This window comes from Mycobacterium sp. 1165196.3, from assembly GCF_001673415.1.
Classification (GTDB): Bacteria; Actinomycetota; Actinomycetes; order Mycobacteriales; family Mycobacteriaceae; genus Mycobacterium; species Mycobacterium europaeum_A.
Genome location: NZ_LZLU01000248.1, coordinates 1 through 4338, shown reverse-complemented (window position 1 = coordinate 4338; position 4338 = coordinate 1). Strand labels below are relative to the sequence as shown.

At 70.3% G+C, this 4338-nt stretch carries 5 protein-coding genes and 1 pseudogene; 2 read left to right on the top strand and 4 right to left on the bottom strand.

Going from position 1 to position 4338, the window contains the following annotated elements; all coding sequences use genetic code 11:
- Together A5659_RS24010 and A5659_RS24005 are read right to left on the bottom strand one after the other, a co-directional pair.
- The coding region (locus A5659_RS24010) for a BatA domain-containing protein (protein ID WP_197498184.1) at positions 1-290 on the bottom strand (290 nt) is incomplete at its 3' end.
- Positions 291-344: 54 nt separating this feature from the next.
- A complete protein-coding gene (locus tag A5659_RS24005) occupies positions 345-1367 on the bottom strand; it encodes a cupin (RefSeq protein ID WP_066878545.1) in 1023 nt (340 codons plus the stop codon).
- A 144-nt stretch (positions 1368-1511) separates the two neighbouring features.
- Between A5659_RS24005 and A5659_RS24000 the strand changes: the two genes are divergently transcribed.
- Both A5659_RS24000 and A5659_RS27945 read left to right on the top strand, forming a co-directional pair.
- Positions 1512-2222 carry a GntR family transcriptional regulator gene (locus A5659_RS24000; protein ID WP_067184776.1) on the top strand — a complete coding sequence of 237 codons (711 nt, stop codon included), beginning with the start codon at positions 1512-1514 and terminating at the stop codon, positions 2220-2222.
- 81 nt (positions 2223-2303) lie between these two features.
- A complete protein-coding gene (locus tag A5659_RS27945) occupies positions 2304-2786 on the top strand; it encodes a hypothetical protein (protein ID WP_067184773.1) in 483 nt (160 codons plus the stop codon).
- A gap of 10 nt (positions 2787-2796) precedes the next feature.
- Here A5659_RS27945 and A5659_RS23990 read toward each other — a convergent pair whose 3' ends face one another.
- Entirely contained in the window at positions 2797-3885 is a 1089-nt protein-coding gene (locus tag A5659_RS23990; protein ID WP_067024440.1) for an adenosine deaminase, read from the bottom strand.
- A pseudogene (locus A5659_RS23985) lies at positions 3882-4338 on the bottom strand (thymidine phosphorylase); the annotation flags it as partial. The pseudogene A5659_RS23985 and the gene A5659_RS23990, both read right to left, overlap by 4 nt.

The following is a 4338-nucleotide window of genomic DNA, read 5'->3' as shown; positions in this document are numbered from 1 at the left end:
GCGCGGTTCAGCGGAATCCGGACGTCCGACGTCGGCCCCGCCATCGCGGTGGTCAGCAACACCAGCGCGGCGGCCAGCAGGATGGTCGGCACGTGACGCCACTTGCTTGGCCGCGGCGGCGCGACCCGCTCCAGCACCTCCATGTTGGCGAAGCGCAGCACCCGGCGACGACGGGCGAACTGCTGCACGACGTAAAGGCCGATCACCAGCAGCACGATCAACAGGACCAGGAAGAACCAGGCGTTCTGGAAGCCCGTGAGCGACACCGGTCCCAGCAGGGGCACCTTCATGTCCAGCCACACTATTCGCCGAACTCCGGCGGTGCATGGGCCGCCGCCGGGGGATCACCCGGCCAGGTCGCGGCGCTGGGTGAACTTGATGTCCAGGCTGCGCAGGTGGGTGTGCAGCCCGGCGTCCTGAACGGGAATCAGGTGGGCGGGCTCGTCGGTCTCGTTGTAGTGGGCGTGCCACATGCCCGGCGGGGTGGTGAAGGCGCAACCCGCCCGCCAGTCCACCCGGATGGGATCGACGATGTCGCCGCGGGAGTCGAGGCGGGTGCCCAGCAGCGTGTAGCAGCCGGACGCCGGGGCGTCGAGGATGAGATCCAGCGCGACCGACTGGTGCCGGTGCGGGCGCTGGACCTGGTTGGGCGGCAGCACCCCGAACATGGCCCACAGCACGTGCGTGATGGTCAGCGTCTGCTCCTGATCGGCGTTGGCCAACAGCACGCTCACCCGGCTCTTCTCGTTGGCGCCGGGGCGCGCGGCGATCTCCTCGAGCTTGGCCACCGCGTCGGCGCGGCGGAACTTGGTCGCCTCGAAGCGCGGCCGAGTGGCCTCGGCGCCCAGGTATCGCATCAACGGCTCGTCGTGCACCCAGTACATGGCCGTGTCGGCGGCGGCGTAGAACACCGACCGGCAACCGGCGGGCAGCGTCACGAAGTCGCCCTTCTCCCACTCGACCAGCCGGCCGTTGACCGCCGCGAAGCCGCGCCCGTACAGCACGTAGTACAGCTGCGAGGTGGCGTTGGGGCTGGTGTCGATCTGCTCGCCCGCGCGGATGCTGACGAAGTTGGCCAGCAGCGCCGGGCTGGTCGCCGCGCCGGTGCCGATGCCCAGCTCCCGGGACAGGTCCAGCGGGATCACGCCGGTTGCGGCATCGAGGTAGAGCTCGGGATCGAACCGGCGCAGCGGAACCGCGGGGACGTGCCCCGACCCGATCGGGTTGGCCGCCTTGGAGTACTCGAAGTACTCGGCCTGGGCGGCCCACTCTTCGAAGCGGCCCTCGAACCCGTATTCGGCCACGTTGATCATCGGTGCCGGGATCGTCGGATCCAGGTTCGGGGTCAATGTCTGCGTCGTGGCCATCTCGGTCTCCTCACCGCTTGGGCATCTCTCGTATCCGAATAGTATTTATCTTGTATCTTAGTGTCAATATGCCCTGGTAAAAGAAGGCTCGTGTACGGTCAGGAGCACCCTTGAGATACGACTTAGCTACCAGAGCGGGGCGGTATGGCGGCGAAGAGCCCGCGGCCGGGCACGGCCAAGGATCGCGCGCTGGATCACGTCAAGGCCCAGATCCTCACCGGCGAGCTCGCCGGCGGCGAGCTGATCAGCGAAGGCGACGTCGCGACCGCGCTGGGGATGTCGCGCACCCCGGTGCGCGAGGCGTTCCTGCGCCTCGAGGCCGAGGGGCTGTTGCGGTTGTATCCCCAGCGCGGCGCCCTGGTGGTCCCGGTCTCGCCCGGCGAGGTCCGCGCGGTGATGGAGGCCCGGCTGGTGCTCGAGCAGTTCGCGGCGGCCAAGGTGGTGGGACGCGGTCCCGCCGTGTGGGCCGTGGTCTTCGAACGGCAATCCGGCGAGCTGCGACGGCAGGGTGCGGCCGCGGCGGCCGCCGACTGGCGGGAATTCCTGGAGTCCGACCGCGCCTTCCACGCCATCACCCTGGAAGAGTCGGGCAACGCCATCCTGTCCAACTTCTACTCGACGCTGCGCGACCGCCAGATGCGGATGATCGGGGAATCGGCGCAGCGTGAACCCGATCGGGTGGCCACGATCATGGCCGAGCATCGGGGCATCGCCGAGGCCCTGCGCGACGGCGACCTGCCGCGGGCGCTCCGGGCGGTGCAGACCCACCTGGCCAGCACGGTGCGGGCCATGGGGCTGTCGGTCGAGCCGGACCCGTTATGGGCTACCGGATCTGGCGCGCATGGCGCAGACTGATCGACAGCCCGGACAAGCCGTGCCGGGCCCGTAGCTGGGGGCACGATGGCTTGGACGATCTCTACAGGAGTCCGCGACGTGATGGCGAAAACGGTTGTGGCCGCAGCGCTGATCGCAGTCGCCGCGGCGGGTGCGGGCGCACGGGCGAACGCGATGCCCGCGCCGGCCGCGCGAATCCTCGTTGCGCCGCAAGATAATCCCGATCCCGGCCTGCCGACCAACCCGTCCGATCCCCGATGTGTGGCGATGCCAGAGGTCGCGCAGTGTCAGGGCGGGCCGTACGCCGCCGACGCCGCCCCCACCGGCCCGGCGGATACCGCATGCATCAGCCAGCCCGCCAATCCCGTGTGCGCCGGAGGCCCGTACGCGCTGCCGCCGGCGGCCGCCCCGCAGATCGCCCCGCCGCCGCCCGCGGCCCCACCGCCGCCGGTGGACCAGGCGCCGATCGCGCCGCCGCCCGTCGCGCCGCCGCCCGTGGAGGCACCGCCCGTCGCGCCGCCGGCAGTGCCGGTCGCGCCCGCGGCACCGGCCGACCCCGACATCGGGATGCCGGGGCACATATGACGGTGAGCCGCTAGCCGATCAGCACGGCATAGCGCGGCTTGATCACCTCGTCGATGATCGCCAGCCGCTCGTCGAACGGGAGGAACGCTGACTTCATCGCGTTGATGGTGAACCGCTCGAGGTCGCTCCATCCGTAGCCGAAAGCCTCGACCAGCCGGTGCATTTCGCGGCTCATGAAGGTGTCGCTCATCAGCCGGTTGTCGGTGTTCACAGTCACCCGGAAGCGGGTGCGGGCCAGCAGATCGAACGGATGCTCGGCGATGCTGTTGACGGCACCGGTCTGCACGTTGGAGCTGGGGCACAGCTCCAACGGAATTCGCTTGTCCCGCAAAATGGATGCCTGTTGACCCAGCCGGACCTTGCCGTCGCCCAGCACCTCGATGTCGTCGACGATGCGCACCCCATGGCCCAGCCGGTCCGCCCCGCAAAAGGCGATCGCCTCGTGAATGGACGGCAGGCCGAACGCCTCACCGGCGTGAATGGTGAAGCGCGCGTTGTGGTCTCGCATGTATTCGAAAGCGTCCAGGTGCCGGGTCGGTGGGTTGCCCGCCTCGGCGCCGGCGATGTCGAACCCGACAACTCCCTTGTCCCGGAACCGGATTGCCAGCTCGGCGATCTCCCGGGACACCGCCGCGTGCCGCATCGCGGTGACCAGCAGGCGCACCACGATCGGGCGCCCGGCCGCGGCGCAGGCCTTCTCACCGTCGGCGAAGCCGGCCAGCACGGCGTCGACGATCGCATCGAAGGACAGCCCGCGGTCAATGTGCAGTTCGGGCGCGAACCGGATCTCGGCGTACACCACCGAGTCCTCGGCCAGATCTTCCACGCACTCGTAGGCGACCCGGTGCAGCGCCTCGGGCGTCTGCATCACCGCGACGGTGTGCGAGAACGGCTCCAGGTAGCGCTCCAGCGAGCCGCTGTGCGAACGGGTGCGAAACCACGTCGCCAGCTCGTCGACGTCGGTGGCGGGCAGCCCGTCGTAACCGATCTGCCCGGCGATCTCCAGCACCGTCGACGGGCGCAGGCCGCCGTCGAGGTGATCATGCAGCAGGGCCTTGGGGGCCTTCCTGATCTGCTCGAGGCCCAGCGGTGCGGTCATGTCACGATCCGATCGATGATCAGCGGCCGGGGAGTCGGGGCCGTGTCGCCGACGCTCCACCCGCCGTCCAGCTCGGCCAGCGCGGCACCGAAACGCTCCGGGGTGTCGGTGTAGAGGGTGAACAACGGCTCGCCGGCGGTGACCGGTTCGCCGGGCCGGCGGTGGATCCGGATCCCCGCGCCCAGCTGCACCCGCTCGCCCGGGCGGGACCTGCCCGCGCCGAGCCGCCATGCCCCCAGCCCCACTGCCATCGCGTCGATATCGCCCATTGTGCCGCCCCGGGGCGCGGTCACGGTCTCGGCATGCCGACCGAGGGGCAACGGCACCGACAGATCGCCGCCCTGGGCCGCGACGAGCCGGCGGAACCGGTCCATCGCGGTGCCGTCGCGCAGGGTGTCGGCGGGGTCGCGGTCGGCGATCCCGGCCAGCTCCAGCATCTCGGAGGCCAGCCGC